12 protein-coding genes and 6 pseudogenes are annotated in these 23,654 nt (G+C 44.9%); 3 read left to right on the top strand and 15 right to left on the bottom strand.

Going from position 1 to position 23,654, the window contains the following annotated elements; all coding sequences use genetic code 11:
- The first annotated feature begins 50 nt into the window (after positions 1-50).
- Together KW548_20565 and KW548_20560 are read left to right on the top strand one after the other, a co-directional pair.
- Positions 51-656, top strand: coding sequence for a class I SAM-dependent methyltransferase (locus tag KW548_20565; GenBank protein QXX09417.1), 606 nt, complete (start codon positions 51-53; stop codon positions 654-656).
- A 121-nt stretch (positions 657-777) separates the two neighbouring features.
- The gene (locus tag KW548_20560; GenBank protein QXX09416.1) at positions 778-1,203 is read left to right on the top strand and encodes a universal stress protein; all 426 of its coding nucleotides are present in this window, start codon (positions 778-780) and stop codon (positions 1,201-1,203) included.
- A gap of 129 nt (positions 1,204-1,332) precedes the next feature.
- Here KW548_20560 and KW548_20555 read toward each other — a convergent pair.
- From KW548_20555 to KW548_20540, 4 genes and pseudogenes are all read right to left on the bottom strand, one after another.
- Positions 1,333-2,462, bottom strand: a pseudogene (locus KW548_20555) (RHS repeat-associated core domain-containing protein).
- Positions 2,452-6,144 (bottom strand): RHS repeat protein, encoded by a 3,693-nt coding sequence (locus KW548_20550; GenBank protein ID QXX09415.1) that lies wholly within the window; start codon positions 6,142-6,144, stop codon positions 2,452-2,454. Before KW548_20550 ends, KW548_20555 begins: the two are co-directional and overlap by 11 nt.
- A 65-nt stretch (positions 6,145-6,209) precedes the next feature.
- Positions 6,210-7,327, bottom strand: a pseudogene (locus tag KW548_20545) (hypothetical protein).
- A gap of 698 nt (positions 7,328-8,025) precedes the next feature.
- Entirely contained in the window at positions 8,026-8,802 is a 777-nt protein-coding gene (locus KW548_20540; GenBank protein ID QXX09414.1) for a helix-turn-helix transcriptional regulator, read from the bottom strand.
- A 103-nt stretch (positions 8,803-8,905) separates the two neighbouring features.
- On the opposite strand from KW548_20540, the gene KW548_20535 reads away from it, so the two are divergent.
- The gene (locus KW548_20535) at positions 8,906-10,051 is read left to right on the top strand and encodes a multidrug effflux MFS transporter (GenBank protein ID QXX09413.1); all 1,146 of its coding nucleotides are present in this window, start codon (positions 8,906-8,908) and stop codon (positions 10,049-10,051) included.
- A gap of 60 nt (positions 10,052-10,111) precedes the next feature.
- On the opposite strand, the gene KW548_20530 is transcribed toward KW548_20535, so the two are convergent.
- The 11 genes and pseudogenes from KW548_20530 to KW548_20480 form a co-directional block, all read right to left on the bottom strand.
- On the bottom strand, positions 10,112-11,785 hold the full coding sequence (locus KW548_20530) for a FapA family protein (GenBank protein ID QXX09412.1): 1,674 nt from the start codon (positions 11,783-11,785) through the stop codon (positions 10,112-10,114).
- 124 nt (positions 11,786-11,909) lie between these two features.
- Positions 11,910-13,603 (bottom strand): annotated as a pseudogene (locus tag KW548_20525) (fused response regulator/phosphatase).
- Between the two features lie 17 nt (positions 13,604-13,620).
- Positions 13,621-13,920, bottom strand: coding sequence for an STAS domain-containing protein (locus KW548_20520; protein QXX09411.1), 300 nt, complete (start codon positions 13,918-13,920; stop codon positions 13,621-13,623).
- Between the two features lie 63 nt (positions 13,921-13,983).
- Positions 13,984-15,148 (bottom strand): annotated as a pseudogene (locus tag KW548_20515) (methyl-accepting chemotaxis protein).
- Positions 15,149-15,181: 33 nt separating this feature from the next.
- Positions 15,182-16,218: pseudogene (locus tag KW548_20510) on the bottom strand (chemotaxis response regulator protein-glutamate methylesterase).
- Positions 16,218-16,863 (bottom strand): annotated as a pseudogene (locus tag KW548_20505) (chemotaxis protein CheD). The pseudogenes KW548_20510 and KW548_20505 overlap by 1 nt, the downstream one beginning before the upstream one ends.
- An 8-nt stretch (positions 16,864-16,871) precedes the next feature.
- On the bottom strand, positions 16,872-17,726 hold the full coding sequence (locus tag KW548_20500; protein ID QXX09410.1) for a protein-glutamate O-methyltransferase CheR: 855 nt from the start codon (positions 17,724-17,726) through the stop codon (positions 16,872-16,874).
- A complete protein-coding gene (locus KW548_20495; GenBank protein ID QXX09488.1) occupies positions 17,711-20,422 on the bottom strand; it encodes a PAS domain-containing protein in 2,712 nt (903 codons plus the stop codon). Before KW548_20495 ends, KW548_20500 begins: the two co-directional genes overlap by 16 nt.
- 104 nt (positions 20,423-20,526) lie before the next feature.
- A complete protein-coding gene (locus KW548_20490) occupies positions 20,527-20,997 on the bottom strand; it encodes a chemotaxis protein CheW (protein ID QXX09409.1) in 471 nt (156 codons plus the stop codon).
- Complete coding sequence (locus tag KW548_20485; protein ID QXX09487.1) at positions 20,994-21,539, bottom strand: chemotaxis protein CheW; 546 nt, start codon at positions 21,537-21,539, stop codon at positions 20,994-20,996. The genes KW548_20490 and KW548_20485 overlap by 4 nt, the downstream gene beginning before the upstream one ends.
- Before the next feature lie 9 nt (positions 21,540-21,548).
- Positions 21,549-23,630 (bottom strand): chemotaxis protein CheA, encoded by a 2,082-nt coding sequence (locus KW548_20480; GenBank protein QXX09408.1) that lies wholly within the window; start codon positions 23,628-23,630, stop codon positions 21,549-21,551.
- Positions 23,631-23,654 lie beyond the last annotated feature (24 nt).

The following is a 23,654-nucleotide window of genomic DNA, read 5'->3' as shown; positions in this document are numbered from 1 at the left end:
TTTTTTCCGTTCACGCACACTACAACCCTTCCCTCCGATAGCAGTGAACAATGGATAAGAACAGCGAAACTTGGCACCAATACTACCAAAAGGTACTGGCCAAAAAGCACTCACCAAAAACTGAGAACGCACACCAAATCAACCGTTCTGGCTGTACAGTTGCGATTGACTGTGGCTGTGGTACGGGCAGCGACATCGCCTACCTAGCGCAGCAAGGCTATCAGGTGTATGGTTTTGATAATAATGAAGACGCGATTGGCCTCTGCCGCGATCGATTCGCAGACCAGCCTTCGATTAATCTCTCACTCTCCACATTTGAAACGTTCCGTTACCCACAAGCTGGAGTGGTTCTGGCACACAACAGCCTGTTCTTTGCTGAACCGGAGGCGTTTCCTGACACGTGGCAATCCATCAGTAACAGCCTAAAAATTGGCGGCGTATTTAGCGGTGATTTCATGGGTGAAAAAGACTCTTGGGCTCATGGATTCCGTATAGCAACTACACCACTGACGAAACCACAGGTGGAAGCTTTGTTCAAAGATTTCGATATTATCCAGTTCCAAGAGCGCGATGAATCAGGAAAGACAGCACTGGGACGAATCAAGCATTGGCATACCTTTTCTGTGTTAGCGGTCAAGAAACCCGCCTCTAACTAATTAGAACAATATCCTTATGTTCAACCAATGCAATTTGTAGCATTTCCGCGATCTCTTAGACAACATTTTTCAGCGATTCGCTCTATGATGAAATGAGTCAGTTCAATAAGAGGACATGGTAATGAAATATCGACATATTCTGGTCGCGCTGGAGCTGTCGGAAGAGAGCAATGTGTTGCTTGAAAGAGCGGTATTTATGGCTAAGCAGCATGACGCGGAGATATCGCTCATCCACATTGATGGCACCCATGGAGAAATCTATCCGGAGCTGGTCGACATTCAGGCTGACACCAGCGTCAGACCACTCAACGAATACTCGATGGAATGGTTGCGCGCATTCCAAGCCAAGCTAGATTTTCCTGTGAAGCATTTTTTAGTTGGGACTGGCGATCTGGGCGATAAGCTCAATGACACCATTGAGGACAACCGTGTCGACTTGCTGATATGTGGCCACCATCAGGACTTCTGGAGTAAGATCATTTCTTATTCGAGACACCTGATCAACAAATCTCCTGTCGACATTCTGGTTGTGCCAATTCCAAACTAATACAGCGAGTAAAAAATCAAAAAAGCCATCCTTGCGGATGGCTTCGTCATTTTATGTTACAGCTAAACTAACGCTTGTTGATTTAGTGAACGACATTGGCGTCTCCTCTCTCTTTTTGCATCTTGTCGATTAGGATAGAGGCAATTGGCGTATCATTCTTTGCACATCACTGCCATATTTTATGCGCTGGCGGGTTTCTTCCAGAGAATATAGCTGAGTCTTTCTCGCTTCAGGGTTTGAACTTCTACCCTCTGTTACCATACTGTCGCTCGATGATTTCTCGCTGTCTAGTCTTCCGGGGATAGTTTTGACCGTCGACCAGCCAATACTGCCAATAGAGCGAGCTGTCATAATGCCTTGATAAATGGTATAACCACGAGCGCCTACTTTGACTTGACCCAGCAGAATCTTAGTAAAACCACCGTGAATCGGGGGGGCGTATAAGTCATGGTTTTGCCGCCTTGTACCATTTTGGTGACAATAACTTGACCTTCTGAACTGCCAATTCTCATCGCAGGATTGGTTTTACGCGCCCAGTCAAGGTTGTACTCAGCTGACGGGCTAATCTTGTTCCACAGCCGAGAGCCTAGCCCCGGCTGAGTGACATCTTCCAAAGCACCGCCAGCTCTTACCCAACGTAAGTTTTGTACTGACTTGAAAGCTGAGTAGCCACCACTGACCACGCCAATAATATCAAATGGAATAGTAGCGATATCCAGTTTACGAGAGATGTCGCCATCATCAATGATGCCTGATGCAATCTGGAGCGCACCACTGGTCATTCCCGCAATACCGCCAATGATGCCAGCAGCAAGAACCAAACTTGAGCCTCCGGTCGGAGCAGCCAGTGCAATCCCCACAATACCCGCTATAACGCCGAACGCACCAAACAAAATCTTACTGATATTCAAATGACCACTTGGGTCCGTAAAGTTGAGTGGATCGTTATGACAGTAGACATAAGCATTATGAACGCCCTCACTAAATGGCGCTAAACTGTCTGGGGCGTTAAAACGCATTAACTTAGGTTGGTAGACTCGATAGCCTTGGCCTAAGTGGTAACCTTCGAGTACCGGGTCCAGCCATTCGCCGTTAAAGCCTAAGTGCGATGGCGAGACCGTCATAGATTGCGCCATTGCAAGACGCACAGAGGTTGGCAGTAGTGAAATGCCTCCAGCCACCGCACTGGTTTGGCCAATTTTAATCAGAAACTCACGACGATTAAGCGGAGTAATGAATACTGAATCTTTATTGCTCATTGTTATTTACCACCTGTTCGCGTTGACCATATGGAGAGTAGCGGTACATTGCATCCGTTTGACCCGCGGTGTTAGAAGCAATGACAGAACCGTTTTGATCGGTGGCTATCATAGAGACAACAGAGTCTTGTTCTGACCATTTCGGCACACCATCATCGTAGATGTAGTGGGTTACGCGGCCATTGTCTTCAATAGACGCGATGTCACTCCACAAATACTCAAACTGGCGACTATCGGTATCAGAGTACTGCCCAATGAGACGATCATTGCTGTCGTAGGTGTACATCCATTCCGTGTTATCAGACAGCACGCTGGTAAGTTTGTCGAAGTGGTCGTAACTTAGCGCTCGCCCTTCTGCATCCTCAATCATGTTGCCATTCAGGTCATACTTGAGTACGGTTTGGCTCGGAAGCTGAGGGTGCGTGTGGGTGATGCGTGTTAACTGTGTTGGATCATCTGCTTCGTAGTAGTAGTCTGCGAGGTCTTGAGAATCGTTGGTGACACAACGCTGAGTCAGCATATTACCGAGGTCATCGTAGTCCCATTCAAGGAATAAGATTGGTTCACCCCAATCGCTAAGTGGGCCGGTACCTAAAAACTCAACGCGCTTAAGTTGTGAGAGTGAATCATAGGTGTACGTCTCCGTTACATTGCCCAAGGTTGCACACTCTTTTTCTCGGCAGCGAAGTAAACCAAGTTCGTTGTAGTCTTGAGACTGCTCAAAGATGTAAACGTCGTTGAGTGCGACAGCACGGTTCACTTCGCGACTGTATTCATCCCATTCAATCTCGGTAATTTGAGTGTGACTACCCGATGTCAATTGCTCTAAAGTGATACGATCAAATTGATCATATTCGTATTCAACAGTAGCTTTATCTGTACTTAATTTGACTAATCGGCCAAGCTCATCATAACCGAACTGACGTCTGTCTCGCGTGCTTTGAATCGAGGTAATCACACCACCTTTTGAGTAAATGTACTGGCGGATGTTGCCGTCATGCTGCTCAAACTCAGGTAAACCCGTCACAGAATATGTAATCGAGCTTCGACTCCCGTTGCTATCTTCACTGCCAGTTGGTAGGCCGGAGACGGGATCATATTGGTATGTTGTTGACTGGTCTCCAGACTGTTTCTCGTTGAGAACACCTAACTGTGCATCGCGACTAAAACGTCTTGTTGGAGCGGATAAGCTGGTTTCTGTCTGCGGAATATTACTGCTATCGGCATAGGTCCAAGCTAAAGAGGCTTGGCTACTGGCACCCCGACGAAGTTCAAGAGGTCGCCCCAAACCATCAAGATCACGCTGCCCAACGATCTGTGAACCTATTTTTAACTGAGTGACTTGCGTTTGATCGGTATGTACCGCGTAGGTAATTTGCTGAGTCACATGGTTAGCTTGAGTAATATGAACGGCACGATCAAACTTGTCGTATTGATAGCTTTTCGATTGACTAGCTGGATCGGTTTCTTTCTTAAGTCGGCCCCAAGCATCGTATTCATAATGCCAAACGCGATCACCTTGTTGCTTTCTATCTTCTAACCCCCAGTTGTTCAAATCACTGACTGTTAGCGCTAACCCCTCAATGCCTTGTGTTTTTTGGCGGCTGGCTAGATTGTTAAACGCGATATGACGATTACCATTCGGGAGCGTAGTTGCTTTAATCTGCCCCCAATCATCGTATTCATACGTTTCTGTCTGAGTGACAGAAATCGTACGCGCCTTTTTATCGGGCAGATCGTCAAAAGTGCTCTTGCTGGCTAAGCGTCCGAATTCGTCATACTCTTTTTTCCAAGTGGTTGTAGTGCCGAGCTTCGCTTCTAACTCTCTGCCTTGCCCATCCCAACTCTGTTCGCACAAATTGCCCTTGCAGTCTGTGAGCACCATGGTTTGCCTAGCTTGGGTGGTATCCACTAGATATTGGTATGAACGTGCAGCACTACCATCAATGCGTTCGCTTTTTGTCCGACGTAACGAGTCATATTCAAAACTACAACGAACACCATCCGCATCTACATGATGAGCAATTTCGCCAATATCGAGATAGTGGCTAACAACCACATTAATTTTTGTATTGTCGTGACACACCAGTTCCTCATGTTCTTCAACCGTGTCACCCTCCAAAACATAGTGATAGCTTGAAGTCTTGGCATAGGTACCCTCTGCATGAATGAAATCGTTTTGGATGGAAGCTAGTCGACCCAAAGAAAATGTCTCACTGTTATTCTCGTGGTAGCGGTAATGGCTTTGGTAGCGATCATGAGCATTTTCCAAGCGCAGCACGACATCCTTTTGATTGTTGAGACCTGCAACCTCTCCGTACTCATAAGAAATCTTACGTTGTTCAGAACCATTGCTCAGAGTACGAGATTTGACAAAGTTCACCATGCCAGAAGGAGAGGCTGGACAGCCTGGCTCACCTTGTGATGAATAGTACTCATAATACTCAGCAATGTTGTTTTCATCGATAAAAGACAACATGTTACCGTACTGATCGTATTGCCAATGACGAGTTTGCAGATGACTATCTTCACCCGATGACCAAGTTTGCTCTTCTTGATTGATGAGCGCGTATTGAGCAGGCTGATTGGCAAAATCCTCGTTGTCACGAGCTGGATAGCCAAGCTTCTTGAGGTGGACAATTTTGTCGTTTATCAGGCGAGCTTCTTCAACCAACAAGTGGAATTGGTTATAGGTTTGAATGGTCTTGATCGTACCGCTTTCCACTTTTTGTACCCGGTATGAGTATTCGATTCCACGTTCAAGTAAGTTATCAACCCCTTCACCTAAACTACCGCCAGGCACGTTGTAGCCCATAAAGTTTCGGCTATCGGAATTCACGCTGCCATAGTGAGTCTCAATAATGGGGGAGTTTCTCGTTAAAACACGATGAGAAGTGACCGCTGGGAGGTAAGTGTTGGTGTTTACTCTTATTCCATTGGCGTCATAAGCCAGTTGCTCAAGCATTCCACAAGGGTGGGTAACACTCTGAATTAGGTTATAGGACCCTATCGTTTTGTAGCCAAAGTCATAACTACCCGCATCTTCAGATAATTGGCATTGAACGAGATTGTTATTGTTTAGGATAAGTCTGAAATATGCTTCGTGAGCACTGCCGATATTCGTAAAAACATTCACTCTGCTCGGATCAACGTGAACGATAAGCAAAAGTGGTTGGCTTTCTGATGTACGATCATCCCAGACTTTGTTCAGACGTTTTTCTTGACCTATGTTTAACCAGGAAAAATGCAGAGCATGGCCATCACTTTGGATGACTTTAATCAGATTACCGTGATCATCTAAGATGTCTTTGCGACCATTTCGATAGGTAATCTCATAGCCACTAGCGTCACCTTTCACTGAGAAGTCGAGCAATTTCTTATAGCGAAGATCAAGTTTGTAGTTCGCGCCCAATTCAGCTCGGTAAGACTGCCCATTCGCTAGATGCAGTTGTTTATTTTTAAGATCGTATCTTGGAATGTTTAACTGCCAACCCATGCCGAAACCTAGGTTATCCCGCGAGTAGGGTGAAAACTGCAGAGCGATATCAAGGTTAGGGCCTTTTAGCCAATTGCCGACTAAGGATCCTAAAAGAATTTGATAGGAGTAGCTTCTTGTTCTTTGGTCTACGCCCCCTGAACAATAACTATCAAAATTAAATGCATTTGAAGTCCAATTAGACATAGTGCCTCCTTTAAGGCGAAAGTTAGCCCAGCGTATGTGGGCTAACGGTTTTCTCAGGCGAGATATTATTGGTTAACTAGGTTCCATTGGGTGTAGTCCCATTCCTGACCGCCACCGCTAAACTGGCTTTCAGGGTAAGTCAGTTTTAGACGTGCTTTGTTTCCGTACTGGTCATAAGCGGTGAAACGATATTCTTTCTGAGAATCGTTAATTGATGTGTTGCCTGAAAAAGAAGCTGGCTCAATGTCACCGAACGCAGTTTTTGGTTAACACGCCATGTAGCTGTACGGCCCTCACCCGCTGCACTATTCCAAACGTATTGATCTGAAACCGTGCGCTCTCGACCGGGTTCAAAGATATAGCCTTTCACCGAGCGGAATCCGTTTGGACAATCGCTGTAGCAGCCAAGCCACTCGTCTTGCAGGAATACTTTGTCGCTGTTCGATTCTTCCCAATTATCCATGGCAACTTTGGTCATAGTGATAGAGGTGTCCGTCGGTGTGATGTAGAAGTTACGGACTTCAGCTTTGTCGAAATAGAAACCGTCACCTTCATCTTTCCAAACGGTTTCGCCTGTGCCAATGTCAGCAAACTCAGAAGCGCTGTATTCTTTAGGTTGCACACCTTGGTAAAGAGCACTTTCATCATATGGGTAAGCACAGCTATCGTAGACACTGCCGTTATCAAACTTGATTTGCGCACAAACTTGGCGATATTGAGCCGTTTCGTTGCCATATACCCAAACCGTTAGCTTGTTTGATGCTGTTGAGAGAATGCGTGAGTTAGGAAGACTTTTAATACTCTGATAAGCGCCACTGATTTGGTGGGCGTAGTCATTCTCGTTGTAGGTATAACCCCAACAATCTCGCCCATAGCTACAGTCTTTGTCCTGACCTAATTGGACGTCATTGCTTTTCAGATAAAACGAAATTGCATTCTTTACTTCATCATTGCTTACCGTCACAGGTGAACCGTAACGATCAGAAAAGGCCACCGTGACATTGAGCTTAGATTGCATTTTACCATTGGCGTAGAAAGGCATCGGAGCGCCAAGGCTTTCATTGTGATCCGCACTTAGCATGATCGATGAAACCTCATAACTACCATTAATGGCGGCAAACGTTGATGCAGAAAGTAAAGTTAACGGTAGTATGACGAATATATTCTTTTTTAACTTGCTCATTATTAATCCCTTATGATTTATAAGTGTAACCATTGCTAATTTCTATCTATTAATTTAATTATTATTTTTGCTCTAGATTTTATCTCTAAATTAATTAGAGACTATTAACCTCCTTACCATTAAATCTTCAGCTCAGATTAACGGAGGTTTTATCGGGTTTGCAAAAAGGGGATTAGAATGGCATTTAAACCATGATTGAATTTTTATTCCATTTAAAATCAGCAACTTGAAAATTATACTTTTAGCAAACTTAAGAATAACCGAACACTTAATAGCCGTTTTTTAGATTTGTTATGATAACTTCAATTCTATTTATAAAAATAGATATAGATATTTGTTGTCAGCCGAAATTTAATGACCTTTTGATGATAGAAGTAACAGTTAAATTAACTAAAAGGTTAGAATGATATACCTATATTTAGGTGTTATTTTTATTTTTAACGAGATTTTCAATCGAAAAAATCATATTTTGACGAAAGTGACGAGAACATTAATTTTGTTAATTCAGGTAGATAATGACATTGTTGAGGAGCTAATAACTTTAATGTCAATATAACAATGACAGAGAGGTGGGCAATTTAGGTCGACACCTATCCCATGATTGTTTTCGGGATGGGACCAAAGTCAGGCTAGGACAGCCTAAATCTGATTACACTTAGGTTCAAACGAAGGGTCGTGGTACTAAAAATGGGGCTAAACTAATAAGACGCGTTATGTTTCATAAAACTCAGCGGTGTTTGGCCCATTTGCTTCTTGAAGAATGCGATAAATGCACTGTCTGAGGAAAACTCTAGCCAATGCGCAACGTCGCTCACTTGCCTTTCTCGGCACAATAGCTCTATCGCCTTAAGCGTTCTCCATTGCTGCCTCCATTCCTGATAAGACATGCCCGTTTCGGCTTTAAAAATTCGAGTGACCGTTTTAGTGCTAGCTCCAGCTGAATTGGCTAACGTCACCAAATCTGGAGCCAAAAATGCTTCATCTGATACCCGAAGACGAAAACTATTCAACCTTCGGTCGGTTGGCAATGGCAACTCGTAGGAGTAGGTCTTACTATGGTCAAACTCTTCCCAGAACAGAGCAGTACAGTTGTTCATTTCTATTTCGGGTTTGTCTACTGGCCAGAAAGCCATTTTGTTAATCAGCGCTTTCAGCAACTCGCTGACTTCAATAATGGTAATGCTGTCTGGGCAACGAAAAGCATTGCAATCAAAATACAGCGAACGGTACGCCACTACATTGGTCATAAAAGCACGATGCACAGTGTCTGGCGGAATCCAAACCGCTTTAGTCGGTGGAAGGATACACACAGAGTTCGACAGCGCGAAGTTCATGCACCCTCTTGGCGCGTACAACAATTGACCTTTTTGGTGCTTGTGCATACCAGAATCGTGTCTGCCAAGATCAGCCGCAATTCCTACCACTTTCGAATCAATTTTATCGGGATCAAACATAGTATGTTCTTCGATCAGCACGCCCACCTGTCCTAATGTTGATGTTTTTGGTGTTATTGTCGTTAATGGAAAATTTTAGCGCTCTTTATACTTGATTCCAATTCAAATTTATTGAGGATTAACTATGCAGCCTAAACCTTCACTCTGGCTGATGTTCACTATGTTGATGTTTCCGCAGGTTGTCGAAACCATCTATAGTCCGGCATTACACTCTATCGCTCACTCTTTTTCCGTCACCAACGCTCAAGCTTCACAGACCTTATCTGTCTATTTTATCGCTTTTGCATTAGGCGTCGTGTTTTGGGGGGTTGCTGCTGATCAATGGGGTAGACGGCCTGCCATGATAGGAGGAATAACGGTTTACGGCCTATCAACATTGATTGCTTTGCTCAGCACACAATTTGAGTGGTTAATCACTGCTCGTGCTGCCAGCGCATTTGGAATTGCAGTTGGCTCAGTGGTGACTCAAACCATGTTAAGAGATGTCTTTGATGGAGAAGCTCTGGGGAAAGTGTTCAGTTTAATGAGTATGGGGATCGCTATCAGCCCCGTTATTGGTATGTCTATAGGTGGTCAGCTGGTACAAGCGGGAGGACATAATTATGTTTTTTCAACCTTACTGGCCATGGCTGTCATTCTGGTCGTTTACAACTTGTGGAAGCTCCCAGAAACTCAGCGCGAAAAAAAACCGCTTAACCTTTGCCAGTTGGGTACATCGATGTTTAAGGACGGTCATATCTGGTACTCAACGATCATGATTGCCGTCTTCAATATCGCCTTGTTTTCCTACTATCAACTGGGGGCTTTCATCTTTACTAAGCTTGGCTTCAACTCTGCCCAGTTTGGTTATAGTGGTATTATCCTAGGGATCGGTACCTTAATTGGCAGCTATTTAAACAAGTATTTGTTGAGCAAACATACTCCATCGTCAACGCTGGTTGGGATAGCAGTTACACTTCTATGCCTTGGAAGCCTAGGGGTTTATCTCACCCAGAACAGTATTTACTTTATCATCATGATGATGCTGGTGGTGATGGCATTTGGCATTGCTATTCCAAATGTCATCAGTGCAGCGCTTAAAGATTACAAGCATTACACAGGCTCTAGCGGAGCCATATTAGGCCTGATCTATTATATGCAGATCGGCATAGGTCTGGTTGTCGCAGGACAGGTTCAGCAGCTGGGTACAGTGTTGTTAGGCTGCTCTATGATAGCTTTAGTGTCCTACACCGTAAAATCGTACAACCAGTACCATTTGACCGGCCATTAGTTAAGAAAAAGCAGCCGTATAAAATTGGCTGCTTTTATCTATATTCAGTAGGCGGTTAGATTACTCTTGCTCAAGCGCTTCCTCATCCATTGCCGAGGCACATCGAATTTCATACTGGTTAAAAGAAAACGTACTGGTGCCATGCGCTCGTTTGGTAATGACTTTTTCGTCCCCGTATTGCACCGTCACGTGTGTATAAACCTTGTTCTTCACCTCAACAACACTCTCTGCCAGAGCTTGTTCAAGCTCTAGCTCGTGCCTGTCTCGTGCCATTTTCACTTTCTCTAGACGTGCGTTGGATTCCACTTTAAGTTGCTCGATACTGGCCCCCTCCTCTTCACTCCGCTCAGATTTAGGGGTTTTCTTATACTCTAGTTCCTTACGAACAACGTCCATCGTCGCCTCTTGAGCGAGCTTATATTGCTCTTTGTATTTCTGCTGACGATCTTTGAAGTTTTGATAGCGGGCAAATGGATTGATATAAGTTGCTGTATCCCCCTCAACACCAAGGTTTACACAGGTCACTTTACCACCAACTTTAGCGCTACCCCCGCTTAAAGTACCTTGCTTTCCAGCAGCGTCTGATACGGTTAAATCTTTACCACAACGAATCTCATTATTCATACAATGTACAGACAAGCTGATATTCTCTGCGGCTTGAAGTTCTGAAAACTGAGCATAATTCGCGGTTATTGACCCTCCCGCTTTGACGTGGCAGCTTTTTTCTTCATCTTCTGACACATTATGACCGATGATACCTTTAGCTACGTCAATATCCCCTTGAGCCTGAACATCTGCAGATTCAATAAAGCCACCAACCGTCAAATTCCCAGTAGCGCGAACCATCATATCGGACTCGATATTGCCAGTAACTATCACGTTGCCTTTAAATTTGACATGCCCTGTCGCGACCCCAATAGTTGGTAGGCATAGAGCATCTTCAACTTCTACAGTACGTTCTTTAATCATTGGCATCCCTGAAACCGCAGCAATAAGCAAGTTCGGATCATCGGGCGATATTTCTGAGCCTTTAGACGCTTTTAGCATGGCATCATTGCCGGGTTTCGGTGGGATAAGCTTCCCCTGAACCGTCATTCCCTGCGTTCCCTTCGTCGCAGGAATACGCTTCATGAGGCGTGAATTTGCTTCGACAGTCACCGTTTCGCCAAGATCAAGCATATCTACCTTGCCATCTTTATCTTGAGACGGAGCGAGTACTTGTTTGGTGATATCTTTAACTAAGGGAATGAATTTGGCGTCTTGCCCTTGAATAGGATTTTTGCCTTTAGCAACAGGCTGGGTAAAGGTCTCACCCGGCTTTAATTGATGGCTCATCATCAACACTTTTTTCAGCGCAAGTTTATTGATGCCTTTGGTGACGTGCGCTTGGGCTAATGCATGTACAATTTGTGGGCCTTTAAGCGGCGAGCCACGATAAGCCCCAGTGACCACCATACTGGCTAGCATATCATGCTCCGATAATACCACTTCAACCACAGCATCTCTGATTTCAGCGATAGCGAAACCCACTAAAGCTTCGCTTTTTCCTTCTTTGGCACAGTTAATGAATCGAGTGATCTCATCGCTCAATACGCAAAAACCGGTCGCACCTAAGCCTGCTATCGCTTCTTCAACACCTTTACTATCAAAACGACCATCGATATTCATATCTGGTCGCAATTTAGCAATAACCTGTTGATTATCATCAGATAAGCTGACTAACTTGTCCCACATTTACAGCCTACTTAATCCAGTTTCTATAACTTTAGTTTATATAATCCTCGCAAAATACAGTATTAAATTTGTGACAAAGTAAGGCTTAGGTCACTTCTCAGGTGCTTTTACACTGTAAATATACCTAAGCTGAGCTTGGGAAGTGGTGTTTCGCATCTAAACTGTACACTGCCTTAACACGCTTTCCTTGTTTCGAATAATTTAACGAATCACAGAGTTCTGAAGCCAGTACAACCCCCCGTCCATGCGTTAAAGACTTATCAATATTGTGCTGCAACTTACGGTAGTCGAACCCAGCACCATTATGTTCTAGCTCCAAGACGAGTTGTTTTTGTTCTGGTTTGAAATCAATCAGCAGAGTCACCCAAAACTCCTCAGAAAGTTCTTTAAGTTTTTCTTCACGCAATTGATAAAAGGTAAAGAAGCCATCAGGTTCTTCCTTGATTGTCGAGTCTAGGTGCAACAACCCATGTTCAATCGCATTTGCAAAAAGCTCAGACAGAACGGAGCAGACCAGATCTAAATGCGGCCCCGTCATCACACCTGTCAGAAACTGCCTGACTTCACTCATGATGGTGACCGATTTAAGCACACCAGCTGGAAAGTGCATTTTCGATTGAGCGGGCGTTTTACTCAAATAGTAATTGTTTTGCTGGGCAACTTTATCATTGCTGTTGGAGATGGGAAACTCCATCGCCAGTATTGATAAGTCATCGCCGACATTGCGACTCGCAAACTTCCGTACGGATTCAAATAAGGTTGGAATCAGTGCACGCCCAGTCGTTAAAGCTTGTTCAAGACGTTCTTGTCCGTATTGCTCACCGACACCATTTTCCGCTTCAATAACCCCATCGGTATAGCAGACTATCTTTTGATCGGGTTCCATCTTAAAGTGAACCAGATCGGCTTCGAATTCATGTGCCTTTAACACACCTAGAGGCATGTGTGTAGAGACGAGCTTTCTTCTAATTGAACCGTCTTTGTCGAGCAGATAACCGTCAGGTAAGCCTCCCCCCACCAAGAAACTTCAAAACCATTTGCCCGGATTTCAAAAACACTGGCCGCCAGCATCATACCCATAGGAAGGAAACGCACCAGCACATCATTGAGTTCACGTACAATCTCTCCCAGAGACAGGCCTTTCGACGCCATAGAGAAAAACGCCCGAGTCGCAGGTATGGCAGAAATAGCGGCTGGCAATCCATGCCCTGTCGCATCAGCGATCATCACGTATACGCCCCCATGCGGCCGATTTGCCACAATGATCAAATCGCCGTTGAAAACGGTAGATGGGGTAGAAATATAGTTGATGCCATAAATGCTTTTCACTTGAGAACTCATTTCATCCATTAGATTGGAGAAAATCGACTCAGCAATGGCATAATCATAGCGAACTTGTTCGTGAAATTTACTCAACTGATCGCGTTGAATTTTTACCTCGTTGTGCATTTTCAACGTTCTATAGTGCGCTTGCACCTTTGCAACGAGGACACTTTTCTCGACAGGTTTAGGGATAAAGTCTTCACCCAAAGTCAGGCAGCGTTCAAAAGAGTCGTGATCATCTAAAACCGTGAGGAAGATGATTGGGATGTGCAATTTAGGAAATGCATCATGTATCTCCTTTGCCGTAGTATATCCATCTTTAACTGGCATCATTACATCAAGCAAGATAACATCTGGCAAAGACGACATTTTCGACATTGCTTCGACTACGCCTTCGCCATTTTCGAACATCGTTATTTGCTTGGCCGTCTCCCCCAGCATACAACGACAAAGCTCTCGATTGGTAGCGTGGTCGTCAACTATCATGACATGCATACGACCCTCCTTGACCGCTATTCGATCAGAAACTTCTTATCAAAACGAGAAATGGTCAGTATTTTACGCACCTGTGGCAACGTATTAGTTATACGGATCATTCCATCCTCCTGCTCTAGGTAGTTATGCATATTGAGCAACATTCCCAGCCCAGCACTGTCAATATAATCGACTTTGCGCAAATCTATCGTAAAGCGAAAGTCCTTCTTGTCAGAGTAACAACGACGAAACTCTTGAACTAAATTGAAGCCAAAAGCCCCTTCAATTGAGATGGTCACTTGCTTAGATTGCGAATCTATTTGGGTTTCTATCGACATGATGTCTCCTTTTCAACAACGAAGGCGAGCACGCCTCCACGACCAATCGGTTATGTTTGGGCATCAAAACAGCTCCACTTCTCCTTCTTCAATATTTTCCTGAGAAGCGGCTGGAGCGCCTCGATGCTCAATACTGGATTTCAACTCTGCGACTGCTTGACTAAATGCTTGCTCATCAATGGTGCCATTTTCATAAGCCGTCAGGTAGTCTGTTATCTGCTCTAAAAATACCACACTGTGTTTGGCATAATCCCCTTGCTGGACAATGATGTCTGTGAATTGTAATGCTCGAATACCGTCCCCGACACGCCCATGTAGCGTGGCGCCAATCGATTTAATTTTCTGAACTTCTTGTTCAATCGCGACGTTAGCTTGCTGGACTCCCTGAAGCATATCATCCACTTTTTCTTTTGACTCAATCGCTTCGGTCATATCAATCGAGGCCATTTCACCCACCGTTTTATTGGCCTCTTTGACCGTGTTTTGTGCAATATTAATCTCTTTCTCGATTTCGCTATTCAGCTCCTCGGCTTTTACTGACAGGTTTCTCACCTCTTGCGCCACGACTGCAAACCCTCTCCCCGCTTCACCAGCCCGAGCGGCTTCAATGGCCGCATTCAGCGCCAAGAGGTTGGTCTGCTCAGACAGACCACGAACCTGAGCGAGTAATTTAAATACCGTATCCAATTTGTCCGACATATCATGAATGCTATGGACCGCAGAGATACTCCTCTCTGACACGTTAATCAATGTATCGACAAACTGGCGAATAATGCCTTCGGTCTTTGGTAAAACCTGAGTGATATCGTATGCACTGTCTTTATTTCCCATCATGCTTGTCACTAATTCTTCAGCAATCGCATTTTGGCTTTCCGCTAGGCTCTGCAACTCAAAAAAACTCTCATTCAACGTTTCGGCAGATTCATTCACAACACCATGTTGATGATCTGAGCGGTTCATTGAGCTGCGCAGCGATCTTGTGTAATATTTCACCGACACCATGCGTCGCAACCTTTTCGTGTTGGGTCAATGTTTGTTTTTCTTTTTCAAGCGATTTAGACACTGAAGCCGTACGCGGAAAAACAAGCCAAGGAACCGCTGCGGCTAACACCATCACGGCGACATGGGCGATAGATGAAGACAAAGTCATGCCTATGGATAACAACACAATCTGCGTTCCTATTGCTAAGCTATAGCGAGTTTTTGCGGTCATAGTTTTCTTATTCATAGTACATCCCTGACGTCATGCCCTTTCTAGGTCTCATTTTTTTAAGCAATCACATATCTGTTGAGGTATCTGCTTAAGGCTCAATACCTTCTGAGCCGCGTTCATCTCTACCGCCACTCTTGGCATCCCCAGACAACGGAAGAGGCCTTATCCTGAGCAATGGTCATTGCACCCACTTGACGCATTTTGAGCATACCGCGAGCACCATCTTGTCCCATACCGGTTAAAATAATGCCAAGCGCGTTTTGTCCAACCGTTTCTGCCACCGTATCAAACATCACATCCACTGACGGTTTGTGACGATTAACCGCGGGCCGATCATCGAGCTGGCAATACAAGTGCGCCCCACGCTTTACCACCACCAGATGCTTGTCGCCTGGAGCGACATACGCACATCCATTGACTAAAGGCGCGGTGTTGGCCGACAGTTCTTGTACCTGAATGTCGCTGTGATCGTTGAGGCGCTGAGCAAAAGACGCACTAAACATCGCCGTGATATGCTGGGTAATGACAATCGGGGGTAAACCAGAAGGAAGGGCTGACAGCACATTTCTTACCGCTTCGGTCCCTCCCGTAGATGCGCCAATAGCAATCAGCTCAACTTTGGTTTTAAAACTGGTATGGGCCACTTTCTGTGCAGGGGTATGTGCAGAGCGATCCAAGAAAACATTGGCGCCTGCCGCCATCTTGATTTTGTCGGTAATTTGATCTTTGTAATTGACCATTTCACCCGTGTTATCGACAGCAGGTTTGGGAAAATAGTCCACAGCACCTAACTCAAGTGCAGCTAATGTGGCTTCCGCACCATGCTGAGTTAAAGTGGATATCATCACCACGGGCATTGGGCGTAATCGCATCAGATTTTTTAAGAATTGGACGCCATTCATTTTGGGCATTTCGATATCTAGCGTCAGCACATCTGGGTTGTGAATCTTGATGAGATCCCTCGCCTGATAAGGGTCTTCAGCCATAGCGACAACGTCCAGCAAAGGATCAGCATTAATCATTTGAGCCAATAACGCTCTAAAAACAGGAGAATCATCAACCACCAGTACTTTTATTTTTTTCATTAGAACAGCTCCACATCATCATCATGAGGGCGGTGACTTTCTTTATCCAATTGACTAGCGTACTTATCTTCTTCATGCTGCAAGTGATGGATTTCGTTGTAGGGGATCCGCTTCATCCACGCTTGTCCTGTTAGTGGGTTGAAAATGATTTTGCGCGGATCGACGCCTCCTAAGTCTTGCGCCACAACCGACAGTTCTTCCTGCTCGACATAATTCAGAATAAAGGCAATATTTTTTTCTCCGATCATAGAGTGGCGACCTAACATTTGTGCACCCCCGAACAATTTCACTTTGAGGGATGATCGTCTAGCACCATGGGTGATCAAAGTATTGATTAACATTTCCATTGCATGGCTACCGTAGCGTGATGCTGTAGACACCACCTCATTAGGACGCCAGGCGTTAATTTCAGAGTGGTTATGGAAAGGCAACAGAAAGTGGTTCATCCCTCCTATGGCGGCATATTCATCCCATATACACGCCGCAATACACGAACCTAACCCCGTAGCAATGAGCTCGTCTTCTCGAGTGCAATATACGCCTCCAGGAAACACTTTGATCATGTGTCTCTCTTTTTTGAGGATGATAAAAGCGATTGAAATGGCTGTTTTCGTTTTTCGGCTTCCCGTTCTTTAGCCCAATCATAGCTGTCCCTATTGTTTTACATAGATGGTTTTGCCTAAGTGACGAAAAATATTGCTACAAGCTCCTACACTTTCAGAGTGTCCAATAAACAAAATCCCATTCGGTGCAAGCTGTTGATGAAACCGTTTGATCAGTTTTTCTTGAGTTGGTCTATCAAAATAAATCATGACATTACGGCAAGAAATTAAATCAAAAGATTGTTTGAAATCCCACTTATCTAACAAGTTGAGTTGAGCAAACTGAATACAATTCTGCAGCCCTTTAGCCACTTTGATATTGCCTTTCTGGTCGCCCTTGCCTCTAAAAAAACAGCGCTTCAGGTATTGCTTGGGGATTGAAGAAATGGCTTCATCGTTATAAATCCCCACTTTTGCATGCGACAGTACTTTACTATCAAGGTCGGTGGCAGTAATCGAGACTTGCTCAAACATCTCGAATGCATTTGCACAGTAAAGAGAAGAGGCAAAACTGTATGGCTCTTCTCCTGTTGAGCATCCCGCAGACCAAATCTTAATATTTTCCGTCCCCTGCTGCTGCCACTCCTCCAGTAGTACTTTCTCGAGAAACTCAAAATGATGGTATTCACGAAAAAACTGCGTTTTATTGGTCGTTAGGCTATTGATGAACCTCACTCGCTCGTTGCTGTCTTGTTCGATCACAGATTTGTAATCGGCAAAGCGAGTAAGCCCTAGTCGCCTGAGCTGGCGACTAATTCGTCCATAAACCATTGCCCGCTTTCTATCTGCAAAGTAGATTCCCACATGTTTGTGCATGAACCACTGGATAAACTTAAAGTCTTTATCCGTCAGTTCAAACTCTTCCCCAGACAGTCCGCCACCCTCTCGGTTTAGAACTCTTCCCATTCGTCCCCTTCCTCGCTGGCTTTAAAACCAGAGTTAACGACACGCTGTGTTCTTATCTCCCTAACATTGTCATTCTGCCTAGTCTCTTTCGTCGACGTATCAAAACTTGCGACGTTGTCATCGGAAGCAAAGAAGTTCATCAAGTGAATGAGTTGCTTACCTTCATCTTTAAGCGACTGGCTCGCTGCCGAGGTTTGTTCAACCAACGAAGCATTCTGTTGAGTCATCTCATCCATGGTCGTTATCGCTCGGTTTATCTCATCAATACCAGTCGATTGCTCAACACTAGACGAAGCTATCTGTGCGATGAGTTCGGTCACCTTCTCAACAGCCTCGACAATTTCGCTCAAGGTGTCACCTGATTCGTCTACTAATCGTGAGCCTTCGTCTACTTTTTCAACACTGTCTTTAATTAGGCCTTTGATTTCCTTAGCCGCAGCCGCACTGCGTTGCGCTAAATTACGCACTTCACCCGCGACAACGGCAAAGCCACGCCCTTGTTCACCAGCGCGTGCAGCTTCCACAGCGGCATTCAGTGCTAATAGGTTTGTCTGGAAGGCAATTTCATCGATAACACCAATGATGTCAGCAATTTTCTTGCTCGCGGTATTGATCTCCGACATTGCAGAAACCGCTTGGCCCACCACCTCACCGCCTTTACTCGCTTTCTTAGTCGCATCTTCCGCAAGAGAGTTTGCTCCTTTCGCATTATCAGCATTTTGACGAACCGTGGCCGTCATCTGCTCCATGCTTGCTGCTGTCTCTTCTAGATTGGAAGCCTGTGCTTCTACACGTTGACTAAGATCATTGTTGCCTTCAGCAATTTCAGTAGAAGCGGTAGCAACTCGTGCTGAGGCTTGAGTGATCTTATCAACCATATTACGTAGATTCAGAATTGACGTGTTGACGGCATCCGATAGACGACCGAATTCACCTTTGTTGTCTTCCGACATATTGGTATTCAGATCCCCATCCGCCACGCGGCTCATCACATCAATACACTGGCCTATTGGCTCAACCATGGTATCAAGTAGGTTGTTGATCCCATCCCCCAACTCTTTCATAAAGCCACTGTAAACAGAGGTATCAATTCGCTCGTTTAACTCACCGGAGATGGCGCGTTGGATTAATGCTTCAACCTGACGCTGACCATCTTGCTGCTCGGTAATATCTTCCCACTGCAAGGCTGGGCCAATGTAATTGCCTTGCGCGTCATGCATGGCAATACAGGTTAAATTAAACTCAAGACCACCCACGGCAATATTTGAGCTAAACGGTAAGCGGTCAGGGTTATTGATAATGTTTCGCTGATGACTCGGGTTCTTGTGGAAGACATCAATATTTTTTCCGACCAGATTGCTAGCATCGAATCCTGGTAGCGCTTGTTGTAAATCACTCTCTCTGGACTTGAGTAACGCGGCCAATGCTGGGTTGAGATACTGAATAATGCCATCTTTGTCAGCCATCATTAGGTTCGTCGTCATGCCTTTGACCGCCGAGGCTAAACGACCGACTTCCTGCTCTTTTTCACGCTCTTCGGTGACGTCACGCCACTCGAGAGTATTACCGATGTAGTTGCCTTGCGCGTCAGTAATCGCAGCAACATTAAGTTCTATTTTGATACCTGCAATATCAATATCCGTTTTATAAGGAAGATTATTTGGTGTAGAAAGTAGCTGCCTTTGATGGGCTGGATTGTGATGAAACTCATCAATACAACGGCCCATCAACCACTCTTCAGATGCTCTAAAGCCAGACCAAACCGTCCGAAGCTTAGACTCGTGTTGGCCAAAAAGATCAATGGTTTCTTTGTTGACATAAGTGATAAGAAAATCACGATCAATCATTACCATCGCAGTTTGAGCTTGATCAACCGCCGCTTGTAGCCTTGCCACATCGTCTTGTTGAGCACGTATGGCGGTGACATCTGACCACTCTAAAGTATTACCAATGTAATTGCCCTGCGAATCAGTAATCGAAGCGACATTCAACTCTATGATTAACTCTGCAATCTGAATATCGGTCTTATATGGTAAATTCGATGGGTCCGACAGCAATTGCCTTTGATGAGCAGGGTTCTTATGAAATTCATCAATACAACGCCCCATCAGCCACTCTTCTGAAGCCGTAAAGCCTGACCATACTGTTCGTAATGTCGCCTCGTGTTTACCAAATAACTTGAGGGTTTCTTGGTTGACATACGTGATGTTGAAGTCACGATCTATCATCACCATGGCCGTTTGGGCTTGATCAACCGCTGCTTGCAACCTAGCAATATCATCTTGCTGGGCAATCGCCGCCGTCACATCAGCCCATTCTAGTGTGTTACCAACGTAGTTACCTTGTCCGTCTATGATGGCGCCGACATTCAACTCAATTTTTACATCTTTGACGTCAATGGTCGTGGTATAAGGCAGATTTGAAGGATTGGAAAGCATTTGGCGCTGATGCGCTGGATTGGAGTGAAATCCATCAATACAATAGCCGATTAAAGACTTTTCATCGGCACGAAAATTTGGCCACAGCGACTGAAACAGCGTCTCGTGCATTTTCAGTAAGTCCAGTGATTTTTGATTCACGTAGGTGATGTTAAAATCCCTATCGATCATCATCAGTGCTGTTTGAGCGGCATTCAATGCAGAAAAGAGTTGATCTTTCGATAACCCTTGATTACTTTCCGGCTCGTAGTCTTCCATTAAACTATCCTGCGCAATGGATGAAAATTGCTCTGCAGCAGGTTGTGGTTTCCGATTCCAAAATGCCATGAGTCACCTCTCACTGGTTGCTTCGTTTGACGTATTTAGGCCCAACTCTCTTCGTTCTGGTCAGGTACAACAAGCTCTGAAACATCAAACAGAGCCTCAAGTTTTATTAAAATCAGATGACCATTTTCAACAGAGGCGATACCTCTGATATAGCTATGATCAACGGTATGAGATACATGCGGTGCGGGCTTTATTTGCTCATCGGTTAATGGATAAACCTCTGAGACACCATCAACAATGATGCCAAGCGGATGCATATCTGCGTCATTGAGAACGATCACCACCGTGGTAGCGCTGATCTCTGCTGGGGGCAATCCAAAGCGAGCTCGTAAATCAACAATGGGGACATACTCTCCACGAATCTCCAAAACACCGATCATGTAATCTGGAGAGTTAGGGACTTCTCGTACAGAGCTCCAACCTCGAACTTCACGCACATCCAAAATAGGCACGCCATATTCATCTCCCCCTAAGACAAAGCTCAAAAATTCATAGGGAATACTCATGAAACGCTCCTCAAAATTCTGTCTATATTGAGGAGCTCTTCGGTATTGAGTAGCGACATGACTTGCTCACCGACATTGATTAACCCCTGAAGATAAGGAGTCACGGCCGACTCACCCACTCCTGGATAAAGCTCATTTTGCCCTTGGCTAACGACATCGCTCACTGCATCAACCACTAGGCCCATCAAACGCTCGTTCTCTTCTGCCTGAAAACGCAAAACAATCACAACCGTACTTGGCAGATATTCACATTCACCAATTTCAAATCGACTTCGCAAATCCACAACTGGAACAATCATTCCACGTAGATTTATTACTCCCTTCACATACTGTGGTGCTCTCGGTATCGGTGTTGGACGCTCCCAGACACGAATTTCCTCAACATCTTTTATCTCAACACCATATAACTCATCCGCAAGCTTAAAACTTAAGAAGTCCGCACTTTCAGACACCCCCTCTTCGCTGACTTGCTCTAATACCGCTTGAGCCTTAGCTTCAATTGCTTGGCGAGAGTCTACCTGTTCCGCTGCCATCGATTCCATCATGCCTCCTTATGCAGCCAAGCCGCTGTGCGTTGAGTCTGATGCTCGATTGAGGAAATTGGTGATCAGCCCTTGTATGTCGAGAATTAACGATACTGAACCATCACCAAGAATAGTGGCGCCTGAAATACCAGCCACCTTACTGTAATTCGACTCCAAGCTCTTAATGACCACCTGTTGTTGATCAAGCAACTCATCCAACAGTAGCCCAACCCGATTACCAGCAGCCTCGACAAAGCAAAGAATACGTTCATCTAGCGAACCACTCTGACCCATCTCTAATTCTTCTTGGAGACGCAGGATTGGAATGTTTTCTTCGCGCAAGCGGTATAACTCAATGCCTCCAGAGGCAACCTTGATACACTCAGGGTCAATCTGTATGGACTCCACTATAGTTAAGAGCGGGATGACATACACTTCACCAGCCACTTTGACCAACTGACCATCTAAAATCGCCAACGTTAAAGGTAAGCTGATCGTGAAGCAGCTGCCCACTTCCAATTCCGATTCAACTTCAATGTGACCACCGAGTTCTTCAATATTTCTTCTGACTACATCCATCCCAACACCTCGTCCAGAGATATCAGACACTTCTTCTGCGGTCGAAAAACCCGGCGCAAAGATCAAGTTCATGATCTGCTTATCGCTCATGTCTTCACGGCGCGCATCTGGTGCGAGTACACCTTTTTCAGTCGCCTTGTTCCACAACTTGTCACAATCTAAACCCGCTCCATCATCTTTAATTTCAATCACGATTGACCCACCTTGATGATAGGCATTCAACTTGATCACACCTTGCTCTTCTTTACCTCTTTCTAATCGGGTTTGAGGTTGTTCTATTCCGTGATCAATCCCATTTCTAACCAAATGAACCAAAGGATCGACAATGCGTTCTAGTACGGTTTTATCCAGTTCAGTCTGCTCACCTTGAATTTGTAGATCGACCTGCTTCTCTAGGCGATTGGATAAATCTCGAACCAACCGAGGGAAACGGCTGAAAGCAAAGCTCATTGGTAACATTCGAATGTTGAGCACGTTTTCTTGCAGATCTTTGCTATTCTGGAGCAACTGCGCCAAGCCTACTTTGAGTTTCTCAAGCTTTTCCATCGTAAAGTCATTGCCAATTTCAGTAAGCATTGATTGGGTAATCACCAGCTCACCAACCAAATTGATCAAACTATCTACCTTGTCGATATCAACACGAATAGAACTGACACTAGACTCAGTTTTAGCCACTTTGGCTGATTTCTGTTCGGCTTTTGCCATAACGGGTGGGAGAGCATCTTTAGCAGCAGCCGCTTCCTGATCCACTGACTCTGATGGTTTGCTCTTCACGACGGTCGAGGGTTGTGAGACGAATTCAATCGACAGCTCACATTCATCTTCCACCCATTCGAAAATTTCTCGAATATCTGCTTCTTCGACCTCGGCAGCTAGTTGCGCTTGCCACTTGAGATAGCAAAGCTCAGATTCTATGGCCTCAATATCAGGCAAAGATTCAGTGATCACAGTGATCACACAGGAAGGATGAAGTTCGTTTAGTTCTCTTAGAATTCTGAGTGGATCATTGCCGCTAAAGAACATCTCGGGATGAGGCTCAAAGATGACATGCCAATCACCTTGAGTGGACTCAGTCTCAGGCTCTTCTGCCTCATCGGCCGAAACCTTAGTTTGTGTGGTTTGGCAATCTGGCGTAGATACGTCTTCGCCTAACAATTGATGAAGTTCAGCACTGACTTCTTGTTGTAATTCGCTATTAACCTCGCTTCCCTGCTCATGCCCCTCGAGCATACTTCGAATACAGTCACCACTTTTAAGAAGAAGATCCACCGTTCCAGCTGTGAGCTCTCTTTCGTTATTACGGACGCGATCTAGGTAAGCTTCGACGGAATGGGTAAATTCACTGATATCAAACAAATTAAACGTGGCCGCTCCTCCTTTGATAGAGTGAGCAGCCCGAAAAATAGTATTGATGGACTCCTCGTCAATAGAGGTCACGTCCAAATTAAGCAGCACATCTTCCAACACTTCAAGATTTTCACGACACTCTTCGTAAAACATCTTGCGCAACTGTTCCATATCTAAAGCCATGAGCGGTTCCCTGCCAAACGACGT

The sequence above is a fragment of the Vibrio neptunius genome, assembly GCA_019339365.1.
Taxonomy (GTDB): Bacteria; Pseudomonadota; Gammaproteobacteria; order Enterobacterales; family Vibrionaceae; genus Vibrio; species Vibrio neptunius.
Note: the sequence above shows the minus strand (reverse complement) of the source record. Positions and strands in the feature narration are given on the sequence as shown.

Excerpts from the sequence above, each read along its gene's own strand:
- KW548_20565 (QXX09417.1), top strand. The coding sequence starts at position 51 with ATGGATAAGAACAGCGAAACTTGGCACCAATACTACCAAAAGGTACTG.
- KW548_20560 (QXX09416.1), top strand. The coding sequence starts at position 778 with ATGAAATATCGACATATTCTGGTCGCGCTGGAGCTGTCGGAAGAGAGC.
- KW548_20550 (QXX09415.1), bottom strand. The coding sequence starts at position 6,144 with ATGTCTAATTGGACTTCAAATGCATTTAATTTTGATAGTTATTGTTCA.
- KW548_20535 (QXX09413.1), top strand. The coding sequence starts at position 8,906 with ATGCAGCCTAAACCTTCACTCTGGCTGATGTTCACTATGTTGATGTTT.
- KW548_20530 (QXX09412.1), bottom strand. The coding sequence starts at position 11,785 with ATGTGGGACAAGTTAGTCAGCTTATCTGATGATAATCAACAGGTTATT.
- KW548_20520 (QXX09411.1), bottom strand. The coding sequence starts at position 13,920 with ATGTCGATAGAAACCCAAATAGATTCGCAATCTAAGCAAGTGACCATC.
- KW548_20500 (QXX09410.1), bottom strand. The coding sequence starts at position 17,726 with ATGGGAAGAGTTCTAAACCGAGAGGGTGGCGGACTGTCTGGGGAAGAG.
- KW548_20495 (QXX09488.1), bottom strand. The coding sequence starts at position 20,422 with ATGGAAGACTACGAGCCGGAAAGTAATCAAGGGTTATCGAAAGATCAA.
- KW548_20490 (QXX09409.1), bottom strand. The coding sequence starts at position 20,997 with ATGAGTATTCCCTATGAATTTTTGAGCTTTGTCTTAGGGGGAGATGAA.
- KW548_20485 (QXX09487.1), bottom strand. The coding sequence starts at position 21,539 with ATGGAATCGATGGCAGCGGAACAGGTAGACTCTCGCCAAGCAATTGAA.
- KW548_20480 (QXX09408.1), bottom strand. The coding sequence starts at position 23,630 with ATGGCTTTAGATATGGAACAGTTGCGCAAGATGTTTTACGAAGAGTGT.